This window comes from Labilibaculum sp. K2S (genome assembly GCF_030372765.1).
Lineage (GTDB): Bacteria > Bacteroidota > Bacteroidia > Bacteroidales > Marinifilaceae > Labilibaculum.
In genome coordinates, this window is the sequence record NZ_JAUCMW010000034.1 from 1 (window position 1) to 17,697 (window position 17,697).

13 protein-coding genes are annotated in these 17,697 nt (G+C 36.2%); 5 read left to right on the forward strand and 8 right to left on the reverse strand.

Annotated features, from left to right (window positions below):
• The first annotated feature begins 286 nt into the window (after positions 1 to 286).
• The 3 genes from QUH73_RS19975 to QUH73_RS19985 all read left to right on the forward strand — a co-directional run bounded on the left by QUH73_RS19975 (position 287) and on the right by QUH73_RS19985 (position 2,692).
• On the forward strand, positions 287 to 1,066 hold the full coding sequence (locus QUH73_RS19975) for an alpha/beta hydrolase (protein WP_289532214.1): 780 nt from the start codon (positions 287 to 289) through the stop codon (positions 1,064 to 1,066).
• 309 nt (positions 1,067 to 1,375) lie between these two features.
• Positions 1,376 to 1,804 carry a cupin domain-containing protein gene (locus QUH73_RS19980; RefSeq protein ID WP_289532215.1) on the forward strand — a complete coding sequence of 143 codons (429 nt, stop codon included), beginning with the start codon at positions 1,376 to 1,378 and terminating at the stop codon, positions 1,802 to 1,804.
• A gap of 117 nt (positions 1,805 to 1,921) precedes the next feature.
• Entirely contained in the window at positions 1,922 to 2,692 is a 771-nt protein-coding gene (locus QUH73_RS19985; protein ID WP_289532216.1) for an N-acetyltransferase, read from the forward strand.
• 147 nt (positions 2,693 to 2,839) lie between these two features.
• On the opposite strand, the gene QUH73_RS19990 is transcribed toward QUH73_RS19985, so the two are convergent.
• The 6 genes from QUH73_RS19990 to pta form a co-directional block, all read right to left on the reverse strand.
• Positions 2,840 to 3,973: a twitch domain-containing radical SAM protein gene (locus QUH73_RS19990; protein ID WP_289532217.1), complete on the reverse strand. Its 1,134-nt coding sequence runs from the start codon at positions 3,971 to 3,973 to the stop codon at positions 2,840 to 2,842.
• A gap of 377 nt (positions 3,974 to 4,350) precedes the next feature.
• A complete protein-coding gene (locus QUH73_RS19995) occupies positions 4,351 to 5,262 on the reverse strand; it encodes a phosphate acyltransferase (protein WP_289532218.1) in 912 nt (303 codons plus the stop codon).
• Between the two features lie 91 nt (positions 5,263 to 5,353).
• Positions 5,354 to 6,259, reverse strand: coding sequence for a bifunctional enoyl-CoA hydratase/phosphate acetyltransferase (locus QUH73_RS20000; protein ID WP_289532219.1), 906 nt, complete (start codon positions 6,257 to 6,259; stop codon positions 5,354 to 5,356).
• 192 nt (positions 6,260 to 6,451) lie between these two features.
• The gene (locus QUH73_RS20005; RefSeq protein WP_289532220.1) at positions 6,452 to 9,493 is read right to left on the reverse strand and encodes a sensor histidine kinase; all 3,042 of its coding nucleotides are present in this window, start codon (positions 9,491 to 9,493) and stop codon (positions 6,452 to 6,454) included.
• Positions 9,494 to 9,721: 228 nt separating this feature from the next.
• Entirely contained in the window at positions 9,722 to 10,930 is a 1,209-nt protein-coding gene (locus tag QUH73_RS20010) for an acetate/propionate family kinase (RefSeq protein ID WP_289532221.1), read from the reverse strand.
• A 39-nt stretch (positions 10,931 to 10,969) separates the two neighbouring features.
• A complete protein-coding gene (gene pta / locus QUH73_RS20015; protein WP_289532222.1) occupies positions 10,970 to 11,971 on the reverse strand; it encodes a phosphate acetyltransferase in 1,002 nt (333 codons plus the stop codon).
• 204 nt (positions 11,972 to 12,175) lie between these two features.
• On the opposite strand from pta, the gene QUH73_RS20020 reads away from it, so the two are divergent.
• Positions 12,176 to 15,112: an FAD-binding and (Fe-S)-binding domain-containing protein gene (locus QUH73_RS20020; RefSeq protein ID WP_289532223.1), complete on the forward strand. Its 2,937-nt coding sequence runs from the start codon at positions 12,176 to 12,178 to the stop codon at positions 15,110 to 15,112.
• A gap of 71 nt (positions 15,113 to 15,183) precedes the next feature.
• On the opposite strand, the gene QUH73_RS20025 is transcribed toward QUH73_RS20020, so the two are convergent.
• Together QUH73_RS20025 and QUH73_RS20030 are read right to left on the reverse strand one after the other, a co-directional pair.
• On the reverse strand, positions 15,184 to 15,744 hold the full coding sequence (locus QUH73_RS20025) for a cysteine hydrolase family protein (protein WP_289532224.1): 561 nt from the start codon (positions 15,742 to 15,744) through the stop codon (positions 15,184 to 15,186).
• 42 nt (positions 15,745 to 15,786) lie between these two features.
• On the reverse strand, positions 15,787 to 17,007 hold the full coding sequence (locus tag QUH73_RS20030; RefSeq protein ID WP_289532225.1) for a DUF6051 family protein: 1,221 nt from the start codon (positions 17,005 to 17,007) through the stop codon (positions 15,787 to 15,789).
• Between the two features lie 181 nt (positions 17,008 to 17,188).
• Here QUH73_RS20030 and QUH73_RS20035 point away from each other — a divergent pair, with 181 nt between their 5' ends.
• Entirely contained in the window at positions 17,189 to 17,608 is a 420-nt protein-coding gene (locus QUH73_RS20035) for a hypothetical protein (protein WP_289532226.1), read from the forward strand.
• Positions 17,609 to 17,697: the final 89 nt, after the last annotated feature.

Consider the following 17,697-nt stretch of genomic DNA (forward strand, 5'->3'; position numbering starts at 1 on the left):
ACATTTTCAACAACCTTTCGGTGGGTGTGATCATGCTCATGCAGGGCACACACAAAAGCTAAATTGTCATGGGCGTTGATAAGCAGTTTGAAAGTTTAGTGCAATTAATAAACACCAGCAAGCCAATAAAATTTGGCCTTGCTCCTACTATAAATAAGTAAATTTAATCGGCTTGCTTACTTGGCGCATTGATAAGATTACTCTTTTAATCGCCCACGAAACTTAGCAAGACCGTTGTAGCCAATTTAAACAAACAACCAATGTTGAAGCAATTAACAATAATTAAATGATACTAAAAGGAAATCTATTTTCTCAAGAATTAGAAATGGAAACAAGTATTTCTATTCTATCTTCAGACAATAAGGACAGCGCCCCATATCGAGTCATATATCTTTTACACGGATTGTGTGGAAGAAGTGGAGATTGGATAGATTATACGATGTTACCTGTTTTTGCAAAAGAATATAATGCTATTTTTATAATGCCAGAAGTTGCCAGAAGTTTTTATTCTGACATGAAATTTGGACTTAACTATTTCACTTACATAACAGAAGAATTGCCTCAAATATGTAAAAAAACTTTTAATATCTCACAAGAGAAAAAAGACACATATATTATTGGAGCTTCAATGGGTGGTTATGGAGCATTAAAATGTGCGCTTTCAAAACCTGAAAATTATAATACTTGCTGTGCGTTTTCATCTCCTTGTCTGTTTTTAAAAGATGATTTAGAACGTTCAAATGGAGCTTTAAAATTTCGGGAGTTATATGGAGAATCATTGTTCAATGATTTTCAAGCAATATTTGGAGAAGACATACAGTGGAATTCTAAAGATGATGTCATTGAACTTGCAAGAAGACTTTCAAAGAAAACTAATAAACCGCGTATTTATTTATCTTGTGGTAAAGATGATTTCTTATTAAATGATAACAGAAGATATTACAAAATACTAAAGGATTTAGATTATGATATAGAGTTTAATGAGTTGGAAGGAAATCATAATTGGCAATATTTCAACGAAACATTAGAGCATTCTTTAAAATATTGCTTTCCGAAAGATAAATAGTTGAAAAACTGGCTACAGTCGAGTAAGCTAGGGGAATTTCACCCCTAACTTCTCACAGAACCGTACGTGAATCTCTCAATTGGCTTCGCCGAACTTCGTTTCATACGGCTCTTATTATGCAGTCAATTCAATCTTAGGTCAACTGATAACCTAATGTCCCCAATCCCGCACAATGTATCGTGTTGCATCGCGCTGAGGTTGGCAGTTTGAGAAGTCGACTCTCTGAAATTTAGCAAGACTGTCAGACTTCCCTTGTAGATCATGAATCGAAGCCTTTACATACAATTTTGAATCAACAAACTATTTAAAATGAAAAAATTACTGATCCTGTTTTCTTTCTCAAGCCTGCTGCTGTTTGCTTGCAATACCAGTGAAACAGGCAAGACCGAAGTTATTACTTTAAGCAAAACATCTGAAAGCTGGAATGGTACACCCCTTCCAAAATATCTCGATGGCAATGCAGAAGTAACTATTTTGAAAATAACTATTCCACCCAAAACAAAGCTGGAGCTGCATAAACATCCTGAAATTAACGCGGGTGTTTTATTAAAAGGGGAATTAACTGTAATTAGTGAGACCAACGACACGCTTCACCTTAAGGCTGGTGAATCCATTGTTGAATTAGTAAACCAATGGCATTACGGGAAAAACGAGGGCAGTGTACCTGCCGAGATCATTGTTTTTTACGCGGGAATTAAAGGCACACCAATCACTATTGGTAAGCATAAGGAGGAATAAAATTATGGCTGAGGTAAGCTGCCCGACAATTCACTACCGGGTAAAAGTAATACTCACAGACTCTATTGAATGAATCATTTTCATGTTTGGTAAAAGCATGCAAGCGAAATAAGAAAAATGGAAAAAATTATTACACTTAATCAATCAAATATTGACAAGGAACATATTTGTTGTGCAATCTCAGACAAAAAATGCAAAGACAGTTACGAATTAAAAAAAGACTGGCTGAAAAAGGAATTCGACAACGAATACGTATTCCGAAGAATTGATGCAAGAGCGAAAGTCTTTATCGAGTATGGCCCCGCCGAAAAAGGATGGGTTCCCATTGAAGCCGCAAATTACTTGTTGGTAAACTGTTTTTGGGTTTCGGGCCAATACAAAGGTAAGGGGTACGGAAAAGAATTAGTAAGACTCGCCCTTAAAGATGCTGAATCACAAGGTAAAAACGGTTTGGTTACAGTTGTTGGAACGAAAAAATTTCACTTTATGAGCGATACTAAATGGCTCTTAAAGCAAGGATTTGAAACTTTTGATGAGCTGCCTTCCGGATTTAGTTTATTGGTGAAAAAGATAAACCCCAAGGCTGACAATCCAAAATTTAAAGATTCTGTAAAAAGCAACAACATGATTGATAAAAATGGATTAGTGGTTTACTATTCAAATCGTTGTCCGTTCTCAGAGTATCACGTAAGAAATTCGATGGTTGAAACAGCAAAAAAAAGAAACTTGCCGTTAAAAATTATTCAACTGGACAGTATGGAACTGGCTCAATCTGCACCAACCCCCGCAACAATTTTCAGTCTGTTTTACAATGGGAAATTCATAACCACCGATATCAGTGTTTGTATGGACAGCCGATTTGACAAAGTGATGGAAAAGCATAAATAAGGCACAAGGGGAAATGAGCAATATCAAAACATCTGCTGTTCACAGCTGAAGATTTTTCGACAAACTCAAAATGACAATGATAGTAAACCTTTCAGACTGTTTTATGAAATAATCTCATTGACACACTTCTGGATTGTGTCTTCATTCTCAGAATTCGTAAGTTCTAATCAGCACCTCATCAAGGCTCTCTCCCCTCATCTCATCAAAAAGCGCCGTTTCCTTCTCGAAATTCTTCCATTGTTTCGAAAGATCATCGCTTAGCATATAAACTTCGCATTCTTTAAATTGATTGGTAACCGATTGGGGAATCTGCTTTTTGGCTGCCCATTGGTAAAATTGATGAAAGACTGCAAGCACCTTTTGTTTGCTGCTTTCGGGCAACGCTTTAGTGTTGTAATGCAAGGGACGGTCGAGCATGTTAATGTAGAGGCCATCGGCTTCAATAATCTGCTCGAGCAGACAAATTTGGTACAAGGCAGGCAGATTCAGGATTGAGAAAACCGAAATGGTTGGGGCAATTAAAAAGCGAATGTTTTTGTAAATGCGAATTTGCTCTCTGTTCGCCAAAAATTGTTCCCAATTAAATCCTTTTCGGATGTACTCACCCAATTTGCCATGTGCATCAATGCTGGCCAATATTTCTACTTTCGTAAAATGTTTCCAGTAATCCAATACTTTATACTCTCCCTTTTGCAAAAGAGAAAAGTTGGTGTTGTACCGCAAATGGATTTGTGTGGCTTTATTTTTCACCAGCCAATCGAGCAAGAGGTAATGTTCTTTGGTAACCAAGGGTTCGCCACCTGCAAAGTAAATTTCTTTGGCCTGCAGCAAAGCTTCACCTGTTTCTGCAATAAAAGCATCAAAGTCCTGAATATTCTGCAATACAGCCTTCTCTCCTAAATTACGTTTCATTTGTTTGGCTTCGGGAAACCATCCTGAGCTGGCACCATGCCAGCAGGTGCGACAGGCAAAATTACAAGCATTCGAAAATCGGATATCAAAAGTAAAAGGCAAGTTCGTTTTCTTATCCTGATAGTCGGCCCCAAACTTTTCGTGTGTTTCCTGTCGTATGCTCTTCCCTCCTGCTTCCTCTAATCGATGACAAACTGCACAGCGGGAATCTTTTTCTCCTTTGGCAAACTTCGCTCTTAATTCGTTTATGGCATCGCCATTCCATATTTCAGTAAAAGACTGAGTAGTACAATCTCCGTAAGGAATATTGGCAACGCAACAGGCTTTTATTCGCCCAGCATTTCCTACATGATAATGTATCCAGGGCATCAGGCAATATGGTTTTGCTTTTGTCATTTGGTAAAGATAGGAATTGAATTATGAGTTATGAAATAGCATAAGCTATCTTGTTCTTCTCTATGCCTCTGAGGTATAATTATTTTTTCCTTTCTGCCTCCTTAAGAGCTACTTCAATTCCTTCGTCATTAAAATTCTTTGGGCTTCACCGATTATTTTACACCACAAAGAACACGGAGTAACACAGAGTTTGTGGTTAAGATTCTTTAGTCACAAAAAAAGAGACCAATTTACTGGTTATTTAATTACAGCGCTGCCAGGGTGAAGAACCGCTGACAGGCTAAAAAAAAGAGACACGATACATCGCGCCTCTTCAATTATTCATTATAAATTGATAATTATCAATTGCATTAATCCGCCATTAAAACAGACAGTGCAATGCAATAGAATTTCGATTTTTCACTTTCGCTTCGCGACATCACTACAACCGGTTTTGTCGTTCCCTGAATTAAACCTGCCAGTTCGCCACCTGCAAACAGCATTAATCCTTTGTAAAAAGAGTTGCATGCTTCCAATGATGGAAACACCAGACAATCAGCCTCACCCTTAATTGGAGTTGGAATTCCTTTGATTTCTACTGAAGCAGGATCGCAAGCCAAAAACACATCCAATGGTCCATCAACAATGCAATCTTTTATCTGACCACGATCGGCCATTTTGCAAATAATGCTATCGTCGATGCTCGACGGAAATGCTGTATTTGGTTTCTCTGTTGCCGATATCAAGGCCACTTTGGGTTTTTCGATTCCGAATTTTCGAGCCATTTTTACCGAATAGTTCACCATAGCAATTTTCTGATTCAAATCAGGAAAAGGCAATACGGCTGTATCCGAAACAAACAAAAGCTTGTTGTATTTGGGTAAATCCAATGCACAAACGTAGCTCATTACTGCTTTTGGCGGCAACAAACCATGTTCCTTGTTTAAGACTGCTTTCAGAAATTTATCGGTACCTACCAAACCTTTCATCACCACATCCACCTCATCGGCACGCGCCATGCGAACGGCTTCTGCAGTTGCAGCCACATCGTTGGGAATATGAACAATAGTGAATATATCCGGATTAATTCCTTCCTCTTTGGCCTTATTTCTGATTTCAGCTTCGTCGCCAATCATAACAGCCTCTACAAAACCTTCAGCTATGGCCTTGGCAATTGCGCCAATGGTATTTGGATCCTGCGCATACGCAACAGCAATTTTCTTTTTCTTTCCGCTTTCGCGAAGATGTTCGACCATTTGATCGAGAGAACGTATTGGGGACATATTTTTAAAATTTGAGAAGCGAGATATAAGATGTAAGAAAAACATCAGGAATCAAGACGAGACGCAGCTCTTGATACCTGACACCTGTAACTTATTTTGAAGCCACCAAAGCCGCCAAAGCAATAGAATACAATTTGGTTTTTACGCTATCGCCGCGGGAAGAAAGAATTGCCGGACATTTGGCACCAACAACCATAGCTCCCAGCTCAGCATTTACCATTTTGGTGTTCACCTTGTAAAATACATTACCCGCTTCAATGTTTGGAAATACCATACAATCGGCATCACCGGCAACCATCGAATCTAATTTCTTAATCTCTGCTGATTCTTTATCAATAGCAACATCAATGGCCAAAGGGCCGTCAACATAAGCATTTTTAATTTGACCGCGGTCTGCCATTTTCGAAATGATGGCTGCATCGACACACGCCTGCATTTTAGGCAATACTTGTTCTGTTGCCGCTATTAAGGCAACCTTTGGTTTATCGATACCCAAGGCACGTGCTACATTTATTACATAGTTTGTTAAAGCAATTTTCTGATCTAAATCGGGCTGAGGAATAACGGCAACATCGCTTACTACCAGCAATTTGTGGTAATTCGGATTCTCCATTACAGTAACGTGACTTAATACTGCTTTTGGAGGCATTAATCCGGTATCTTTGTTTAAAATTGCCTTCATGTACTTGTCAGTACTTACCATACCTTTCATAATCATATCACCTTCGCCGTTATTAATTAACTCAACGGCCTTATGAGCAGCTTTCAATTCATCCGGCTCATGCACAATAGTAAAACTGCTAATGTCAAAATTGTATTCCGCACAAATTTTTTCAATGGTTTCTCTGTCGCCAACCAAGGTAGCATCTACAATTCCGTGCTGAATAGCATCGTAAACAGCTCCTATCGTATGAGAATCGTTCGCATAAGCAGCTACCAAACGCTTCTTTTCGCTGTTTTTAAGAACATCTATGATTTGATCCAAACGTGTAATCATCTTCAATATTTTTTTAGTGAATGTGTTTCAGGAAATTAAATCCTTATTGTTTAAGTGTAAGGCAAAAATAGGAAATAATTACGAATAGCATCAGAAACAGACATTAAAACCTACAAATATTATCTTTTGCAGGTATTATTATTGCAGATTGCAATTTTATCGGAACACAAGAAAGGATTTCCTGGATTTCAGTTATTTTATTTTAGGAATCGAGAAAAAGAAACTTGTCCCTTTATCTTTTACACTCTCCGCCCAAATTTCACCCCCATTTAATTCTACAAATTCTTTGCAAAGCATTAGTCCAAATCCTGTGCCCGATTCATTTGCAGTACCTTCGCTGGTAAAAACAGTATCAATTTTAAATAGTTGTTCCAATTGCTTTTCTGTCATTCCAATTCCCTGATCAGAAACCTTAATCACAACAAAACCATTCGTACTATTCAAACTTAATGCAATTGTTTGACCGGAAAATGAAAATTTCATTGCATTTGACATTAAATTTCGAATCACAGTATCTATCATCGCTTTGTCTGCTTTCACATTTACATGATCAAATTCGCCCTTTATGTCAAGCCCTTTTAACAATCCCAAACTCTTATGAATACTCAGATTCTTCTCCAAAAGAGATTTCAAATCAAACTCTTCCACATTTAATTTAAAATTTCCCTTCCGAACATTGGCCCATTCCAATAAACTTTCCAAAAGCTTAAATGTGTCATCAGAACTTCTGTATATGATCTCAATCAGCTCATTTTTTTCTTCTTCCGTCAAAATATCAGCATCCTTTATCAGAATCCTTGAAAACCCGCGAATGGCATTAAACGGATTCCTTAGATCGTGAGCAATTATCGATAGAAATTTATCTTTTGCAATATTCGCAGTCGATAAACTCTCATTTGCATTTTGCAGCTGAATTGTTCTGTCAGAAACAATCTTCTCGAGTGCTAACAAATTCTTTTTTGCTCTTCTTCTGCTGTATTCATTCGTTAAATAAATCAGAAATGATATGATTAAAAATACGGTGAAAATAGTATACCAGCTTAAATACCATAGCTGTTTTACTACAAGTGGAATAATCCGGCATTCGCTCCAGGCATAATTTCCTTCATGTTTTCCACGAACAAAAATTTTATACTCTCCAGCTTGTAAATCGGATAGTAAAATCTGATTTTTTGCAGATAGTTCTTTCCAATCAAGTTTTTTTGCAGAGGCTTTAATTGTACAATATTGAAATTTATTTTGTTTCTGTGGATAAATACTGGCTGCAACATCCAATAATAACATTGAGTTAGCGATCATCGAAACAGAATTATTTTGAAGAATAAGCTCCCCTTCGTTATCCGCAGAATATACTAAAGGCATAGGAGTAGGCAGAATAGAATCTGATATCGATGCAAAAGCAATACCATTAGAAGTTCCAACCCATAAATAATTTTTAGAATCAACCAGTAAGCTTCGGTTTATAAATGTTTTTGAAGGCAAACCTTGCTCTGGTGCAAACAAGGAAATATCTGCTTTTCGTTTACGAACTACTCCTTTGCTTGTCGTCAGCCATATTGAATTTTGTTTATCAATTGCAACAGAATTAACTTCACTATTTGATATTTCTCCTAAATCAACTCTCTCAACAATATTTTCGGTGTATTGCAGCAAACCTTCCGAAGTGCACATATACAGCACATCCTTATCCATCTCAAGATCAATCACCCAAAAATCTTCGCCAATGGCGAATGAAATTGGTTTGCTGATATTCATAATCTCATCTTTGGCAAGATCATATTTAAACAAATAGGAGTGCTTAAACTCCCCGCCTATATAAAGATTCTTTTTTGAGTCTAAGTAAATATCCTGTACGATGCGTTGTCCCCGAAATGAATCAAGATAACTCTTCACCTGACCTGTCGTTAAATTAACCTTAAATAATTCTTTGTTGGCAACTACCCAGGCAATTTGTTCCGAAGAAATCTGAATACTGGTAACTGCCTGATTTGAAATGGCTATATCTAAAAGTAAATCTTCATCTTTAAAAACAATTAACCGACCTTGCTCAGTGCCGATTAGTTTTAGATCTCCCAAACACTTAAAAACATGCAGCGATCCCTCAAAATTGACTGGCAGCCTCTCAATGTCTTTTTTATCATTCACCTTGAAAAGACCCGTTGTACCGGCAAAAATTACATTTCCATCATCAGAAAGATCAATAGATGCAATATATTCCGAATTCGAAGATTGAAATTGATAAGAAAAGAACTTCTTTTCCATAAGCAATGCTCCGGAATTTGTAGATACCCAATATTTTCCAAAATCATCCAAATAGATATCATTAACCGTAAAATAAGGGAAACCACCAACATTGGACACAGAATACTTATCAGCAATATCAAGCTCCGCCAGACCTTGAAACCATGTTCCGATTATTATTTTATTATCAGAAATCCTTTCGAAACAAGATGCCATAATATTCTCTGTGATCACATCTTTCCTAATCACTTTGGCTTGAGAATCAAACACTATTTTAATAATACCTTCAGAAGTGCCCAGTAAAAATTCATTGGCTCCGATTTTAAAAGAAGAATGAATGATTAGATTCAGATTGAAATCTGACTCGGTAAATGCATTGTTTTGAGAATCAAAATCATAAAACCATCCCTTTTGAGAAACTACAATCAAATTTCCATTGTCACACTCCAGAAACTGAAAAGATCTGTTATAAGATGAGGTTAGGTTTTTTTCATCCATCGTGAATTTTTCAACAGCATCTCCCTTATATCTGTAAATATGATTATAATCCGTAATCCATAAATCATTTTTCTGATCCTCAAACAAATGCTTTGGGTATTTGGGTTTAGATGAATCGGTATTGCACTCAATAAACAATTTCAGCTCTGCTTTTTCCAATGATCCTTTAATTTTATAAACAGCATCATCAGAAACAGCCAAAAGTTCTCCATTCTTCCTCTTGAACAACTCTTTAAAATAGCTCGATTTCCCTTCTGGTAAAATGAGTGGTACAAAATGATCATTTTGCAGGAATAATACTCCATCATCGGTGGCGAAATAGTATACACCCAAAGAATCCTGCTGAGTGGATTTAACCAATTCCTCATTTAGTTTATTCTCTTTGTTGTATTGATAAAATCGAAAATTCGTTCTCTGCCCTTCTGAAGAAAATGAATGTAAGATCAACAATAAAATAAGAAAAAACAGAACTGATAAAGTAGATATTCTAATCATTGAATAGATTTCGATTTACAGTACAATAATAATATTTACTACATGAATACTTGTGTCTTAACGATAATTGTGATCTTTTGTTTCAAAAAAATGGCCCGTAACCGATTCTTTTATGTCCTATAAGCAATATTAGTAAGCCTCATGCCGGAATACGGATGAAAACCCAACATTAAAAAAAAAGAAAGCCTTGTCGATCGACAAGGCTTTTCTCTATAAATATTCTCGGAATTAATTCAATGTACTTACAATACGCTGAGTATCTGAAGCAATAACCAATTCTTCATTTGTTGTAATAACCATGGCTTTCACCTTCGATCCTTCTTTAGAAATAATTGCGTCTTTACCACGTAAACCATCATTTTTTTCAAAATCAAAATCAAGACCCAAGTAACCAAAATCACCGGCAATTTTCGCACGGGAAATTGTATCGTTTTCTCCAATTCCACCTGTAAATATAACCAAATCAACACCTCCCATTGATGCAGTATATGAACCTATAAAACGCTTCACACGATATGCAAACATATCCAAAGCCAATTGAGCTCTTTTATTTCCTCCTTCGGCAGCCACTTCTAAATCTCTCATGTCTGAAGAAATACCTGAAATTCCAGCCAATCCACTTTGCTTGTTAATCAGTTTGTTTGTCTCATCAATCGACAAATTTTTCTTTTCAGCAATATAAAGAAGTGCACCCAAATCAAGATTACCTGTACGGGTACCCATTAACAAACCTTCGTTTGGAGTAAATCCCATCGAAGTTTCAATAGATTTTCCACCTTCAATTGCACAAACAGATGCTCCGTTACCCAAATGACAGCTAACAATTTTCTTATCCTCAATGTTCCATCCTAAGATTTCGCATGCTTTGTTAGCTACAAATTTATGACTTGTTCCGTGAAAACCATATTTACGAACACGAAGAGTTTCGTAACAATCATATGGCAATCCGTACATGAATGCCTCTGGTGGAAGTGTTTGGTGAAAAGATGTATCAAAAACAGCAACTTGAGGAATACCGGGAAGTAATTTTTCCATAGAAAGAATTCCTTCTAAATTAGCTGGATTATGAAGTGGTGCCAATTCACAACACGATGCTATTAATTCTTTTGCCTTCGCATCAATAAAAGTACTATCTTTAAAATATTCACCGCCATGGGCTACACGATGACCAGCAGCATCTATTTCTTTAATACTTGAAATAACACCATGTTCAGGGTGAACCAGTGCTTTTAGTACAAGGTCGATTGCTACTCCATGATTTGGAATATCCTGAACCGACTCGAACTTCTTCTTCCCCTCTGGTTTGTGAGAAATAACGCCTTCTTTAAGACCAATTCTCTCTACAAGACCTTTTGCCAACAAAGTGGCTTCTTCACCCATGCTCAACAACTGATATTTTAAGGAAGAACTACCACAATTAAAAACTAGAACGTTCATCAGAATTTTGTTTTTTTATTTTGTTTGATATTTGATTTATTATAATCCTGCAGCCTGATTCGCTGTTATAGCAACCAAGTTTACTATATCACTAACAGAACAACCTCTTGACAGATCGTTAATTGGAGCTGCCATTCCTTGTAGGATAGGACCTACAGCCTCTGCTCCTGCCAAACGTTGAACCAATTTATAAGCAATATTTCCAACTTCGAGAGTAGGGAAAACCAAAACATTAGCTCTTCCGGCAACTGCACTGTTAGGAGCTTTCTGAGCTCCAATTGCTGCTACAATAGCTGCATCAGCCTGCAATTCTCCATCAATTTGAAATTCCGGAGCCATTTCTTTTGCCAAGCGGGTTGCTTCAACTACTTTATCAACCATTTCATGCTTACCAGATCCCATAGTAGAGAAACTTAACATGGCTACACGAGGTTCCATTTTAGCAATTGCTTTTGTGGTTTTTGCAGTTGCTACGGCAATTTCAGCCAATTCACTCGCTGTAGGATTAGGATGAACTGCACAATCAGCAAATACCATCATTCCATTATCACCAAATGTTTTATCTTTTAAAATCATTATAAAAGCTCCTGATACTACAGAAATACCCGGCATTGTTTTTATAATCTGAAATGCCGGACGTAATACATCACCGGTAGCATTTAAAGCACCTGCAACTTCGCCGTCTGCATCACCAGCTTTAATCATTAAGGTTGCTAAATACAAAGGATCCTGAACCAAAACCATGGCTTTTTCCATTGTCATTCCTTTACTCTTTCTCAATTCAACTAAAATTTCAGCATAAGCCTCCATTTTGTCATGTTTTTTAGGATCAACAATTATCGCCTCACCGATATTTTTCAGATGTAAGCGAGTCGCCTCAGAAGCAATTTCGTCAGGGTTTCCGATCAGTATGATCTTAGCGATTTTTTCACTTAAAAGGATATCAGTAGCTTGTAAAGTTCTCTCTTCTGTTCCTTCAGGTAAAACAATTGTTTTACCACTTAAACGTGCATTTTCCTTAATTCTCTGCAATAAGTCCATTGATGTTCAGTATTTTAATCAGTTTTGTAATCTCGACTTTGCAAAAGTATGAATAAAACGTAAACTTTAGATTCCTAAATCAAAAATATTTTAAAGTTTTTAATTAATTTTTTTAATAAATATTCATTCTCAATAAGCTGGCATTTTAAAATAAAAATGTAATTTCAGTTTTCAAGAATCAAACACTACAATCACACTAATTCTATGGAATACACGAAGCAAACTGCACTATTTGAGGAACTTCAGGCAAAAATAGATGGCGAACTTTATCGTGACATGACTACACGCCTTATTTATGCAACAGATGCTTCTGCTTATAAGGTTCTTCCTCTGGCAGTTTGTTATCCCAAGACCGAAGATGACTTACAACATTTAATTCGATTTGCATCTGACGAAAATTTATCACTCATCCCAAGAGCTGCAGGAACTTCTTTGGCAGGACAGGTTGTTGGTGATGGAATTGTGGTTGATATATCAAAACATTTCACTAAAATACTTGAAGTCAACAAAGAGGAAGCATGGGTTCGTGTTCAGCCAGGCGTAATACTCGATGAATTAAACGTGTATTTGAAAGATTACGGTTTGTTTTTTGGTCCGGAAACCTCTACCAGCAGTCGTTGTATGCTTGGCGGAATGCTGGGAAATAATTCCTGCGGATCGCATTCCATTATCTATGGAAGTACGCGCGATCACACTATTGAAGTAAGTTGTCTGCTAAGCGATGGTAGTAAAGTTGTTTTCTCCTCCTTAAGCAATGAAGAATTTGAACTTAAATGCAGTGAAAATAAAGGTTTGGAATCTAAGTTGTATCAGCAAATAAAAAGTATTCTATCATCTGATGAAAATCAGGAAGCAATTACACAAGAATATCCCGATCCGAAAATAAAAAGAAGAAATACAGGTTATGCCATTGATATATTAGCGTCCTCCTCTCCTTTCAATTCAGAGGGAAAAGCTTTTAATTTCAGTCAGCTTTTAGCTGGATCAGAAGGAACATTGGCTCTCACAACAGAAATAAAATTAAGCTTAATTCCTGTTCCCCCAAAAGAAAAAGCTTTGATTTGTGCTCATTTTGAAAATTTAGAAGAGGCCATCCAGGGCAATCTTATTGCCTTGAAATATCATCCGGGTGCAGTAGAATTAATGGATGATCAGATTCTGAAATTAACCGAAGGAAATATTACACAAGCAAAAAACCGATTCTTTTTGAAAGGAAATCCGGGTGCATTACTCATAATTGAGTTTGCCAGAGAATCAAAAAACGAAATTGATAAAATTGCCCGGGAAATGGAAGCTGAATTTCGAGAAAAAAAACTTGGCTATCATTTCCCTATCGTTTCAGGAGCAGATAACATGTCACGAGTTTGGGATTTACGCAAGTCAGCTCTGGGAATTTTATCGAATATGAAAGGTGATGCCAAACCAGTTTCCTTAATTGAAGACACCTCAGTAACCCCTGAAATATTATACGATTATATTGCCGAATTTAAGAATTTGATGAAAAAGCATGAGATTCAATGCGTATTTCATGCACATATTGGAACCGGTGAAATTCACATGCGCCCCGTATTGAATTTAAAAGATGCCAAGGATCAGGAAAAATTTCATGCCATTGGTTTGGATTCTGCGAAACTGGTGAAAAAGTACAATGGTTCGTTGAGCGGTGAGCATGGTGATGGAAGACTGCGTGGTGAATTTATTTCCATTATGATTGGAGAACAAAACTATCAGCTCTTACGGGATATCAAACAATGCTGGGATCCTAAAAATATCTTTAATCCCGGTAAAATTGTAGATACGCCAAAAATGAATACCCATTTGCGTTATGAACCCAATCAGAAAACCCGTAATATTCAAACTTATTTCGATTTCTCCAACGACATGGGAATTGTTCGTGCTGCAGAACGTTGCAACGGATCCGGCGATTGCAGAAACACCCACATTACGGGCAAGGGAATGTGTCCAAGTTATCAGGCCACACTGGATGAAAAACTAACTACCCGGGCAAGAGCCAATCTGTTTCGTGAATTTCTTACCGATTCAAACAAAATCAATCCATTCAATCACAAGGAATTATACGACATATTGGATTTATGCTTATCGTGCAAGGCTTGTAAATCTGAATGTCCGTCGAGCGTTGATATGGCCAAACTAAAAGCAGAATTTTTACAACAATACTACAATTCAAATCCAGTTCCTTTTAGAAGTAGATTAATTGCCAACATCACTAAAATAAATAAATTGGGTAGTTATGCTCCCAGCCTGTTCAACTATGTAAATCAACATTCCACAATAGGCAAAATAGTAAAAAAGAATCTTGGTTTTGCTGAAGAAAGAAGCATTCCCAAGTTGCACAAAACAACACTTCGAAAATGGTATTCATCCATGAAAAAGGAATCAAGTAAAAAGAAAGTATATCTCTTTGCTGATGAATTTACAAACTACAACGATACTCCAATAGGTATCAAAACAATTCAACTGCTTGAACATCTGAATTATCAGGTCATTATCCCAAATCATGAAGAAAGTGGCAGAACCTATTTATCGAAAGGATTGGTGAAAAAGGCTAAATTCTTGGCAATAAAAAACGTGAACCTGCTTAAAGATCTAATCACGGAAGAATGTCCGCTTATTGGAATTGAACCATCAGCAATACTTACTTTTCGTGATGAGTATCCTGAGTTGGTAACTCCGGATATGATAGAAGATGCTAAAAAACTATCGAAAAACACCTTTACCATTGAAGAGTTTTTGCATCAGGAAATGAAAAACGGCAGAATCAAAAAAGAACAATTTACCACAGCAAAAAAAGAGATCAAATTTCACACACACTGTTACCAAAAAGCTCTCGCTTCATCCTTACCCATAAAAGAGATATTAAGCTTTCCTGAAAATTATAGCGCAACCGAGATACAATCAGGGTGTTGTGGCATGGCAGGATCCTTTGGTTACGAAAAAGAACATTACGATTTAAGTAAAAAAGTTGGTGAATTAGTGCTCCTACCCGAGGTTCGAAATACTCCAAAGACAACATTGTTAGCTGCTTCAGGAACCTCCTGCCGTCATCAGATAAAAGATGAAACAGAACGTGAAGCCCTGCATCCCGTTGAAATATTGTTTGAGGCCTTAGTATCGTTTTGACGTTAATAGATTTCGAATATTCACGAATTATCAATCAATAAAAAAACCAAATAAGGCTATTTTATTAACGATTACAAAGCGGCCAAAATATTCTCAACTTCCGTCACTTCAATTGTCCCTTTGGTAGGAATCATATCACTCCAAATCCAATTGTAATGTTCAATCACTTTCTCTGCAGACAAATGAGGCCGATCCGCCGTTGTATGAGCATTTTTAACTACGGTAATATTAAAATCCTTAACCAATGCAGATTGAATTGTAGATTCTACACAAAAATCAGTCGCACACCCCGTAATCACCAATTCGCTCACGCTTAGTGCTTTCAATTTCTCCTCCAGGTCGGTCTCGTAAAAAGAATCATTCGCCTTTTTATATACAATCAAATCTGATTCAGCAATATTCAGTTCATCCAGAATTTCCCACTCTTCGGTATTCGGCACAAAACAATTCTGTTTCGAGCCATTGTGTTGTATGTAGATAACAGGATTCCCATATTCACGAAATCGAGCTGCTAATTGATTGATTCGCTTCACAATTCCCTCTGTATTATAACGAGGAGTTGCAGGTGTAAACGAGCCTTTTTGCATGTCGATTATTAGAAGAGCGCTGGAATTTATCTGATTTTTTTTCATGCCTACATGTATAAAAAAAGATTTATTTAATTTGAATCAGGCTTATTCCTGATTCAAAAAATCACAAACTTTACTAAAAACAAGATCTAAGCTTTCCTCAACATTCTGCGATTCCTGCTTATTCATTGGGAATGGGTTTTCATGTGAATACGAATATGGAAAATCAAGCTCTTCAACAGTAATATTAATATCTCTGGAAGCTCCTTTCAAGGTGTTTTCAATCTCGTAAGTCGGAAAAACAGAATCTCCTTTTAAGGCAATCGCGTAAATCTGATTTTCCGCTTTTTTAAATAAAGCTTCTCTAAAATGCCTCATATTCCTGTAATCCAACATAGTATGAAATACCTTTCCTTCCAAATGATCTTCTTCAATGTAATGATGCAAAAGATTATCTTTCTTTAAAAAGCTGCTGAAATGCTCAACCAAATAAGAATACAAGGTAACATTAACTTCACTATCCAAAATAAATTTAGAAACCGGAGACAAGCGATTGAATACGGCACCACTGCAAAATAAACACAATTTTGTTTCGCTAAAATAATTTTTATGGTTCGTTAACTTCAGTATTTCAGCCAAAAAACCTCCAATAGAGTAAGCAAAAATATCAAAATTAAAATCTGTATCAATTAATTCATGCTTACCACTTTTACACTCTTCAATAAATTGAATAATATCGTAATAACTCTGCAAACCCGACCAAATAAATCTTTGTGGCATGGAATGAAGTCGCATACTGATGGCTACATTCGATAATGAGGAACCAATAATATTTGGAAATTGGGCTTTTCGTTTTTTACTCAATTCAAACATTGCCTTTTTATCGCTCCAGTGCTTTGGTGCACGCTGCATATGAAATGCGATTGGAAAAAAAACAACGGCACTCTGTGTTTTCTCACAAATAGTTTGTCCCCATGGCAAATATTTATCCCACGTTTTTTCATTAAAGCCATGAAAAATAAACGTCAGCCTTTTTATCTTACTAATACCTTTGGGTTTTAATATCTTATAGCTGAAGTTTTGATTTTCCTCAACAACAACATCATCCATATGAACATCGTCCTGTATTTCACCAATTTCGTTCTGGGCAAACAAGTTCTCGATAAGATCCAACTTATGACTTTCACAATAATAATTGGTTTTACCAGGTAAAATATCGTGTGCTAAAGAATGAAATTGATACTCCCCAAATTCCATCCCGTCAAACTCTGACTCTCCTCCATCAAAGGCCAATTTTAATTTCTGACACCGGTCAACATATGACATAATAAAAAACGTTAATGAATTAATTTCAACTACTGAATACAATCATGTATATTCTATTTGCAAAATTCGAATTTACAAAAACACAACTGATTAACAAAAAACAATTCGGCAATTAAATATACTTCTTAATCTTTTCTGATTATTTTTACAATTACAAAACAAAATCACTCAAATAAAATTTATGTACCAGAAAGACTTTATCATGCGAATGCTTGAAATGATTGCTGATTTAATCGCTCTCCTTTTAGGTTTAATTAAAAATGGAGACTTGTCGCAAGCTCATAAATTACTTGAGAATGCTTATCGCGATTTTCTGAAAGAAGATGCTTCTTTTTTTAGAAATCTCCCAAAAGAAAAGCTTACCGAAGATTTGCTTACGAAACACAATTATACAAATAGTCATTTAAAGATATTATCGGAGCTCTTTTTTGCTGAGGCAGAATTGAATATTGCTAAAGGCGATAAAGTGAATGGCTTAAGTTATTACGAAAAGTCTTTATTACTTTTAGAATTTACAGAAAAAAATTCCAATACTTTTTCGCTAAGTAACGAATCGAAAATCAGATCATTAAAAGAGAAAATTAAAATATCAATACAGTAAACCATGAAATTTAGTCTACAAGAAAAATTACTAATAACCTGAGTTCGATATTAAAATATCCCTAATTGATCGGACTTAATAGTTTCATA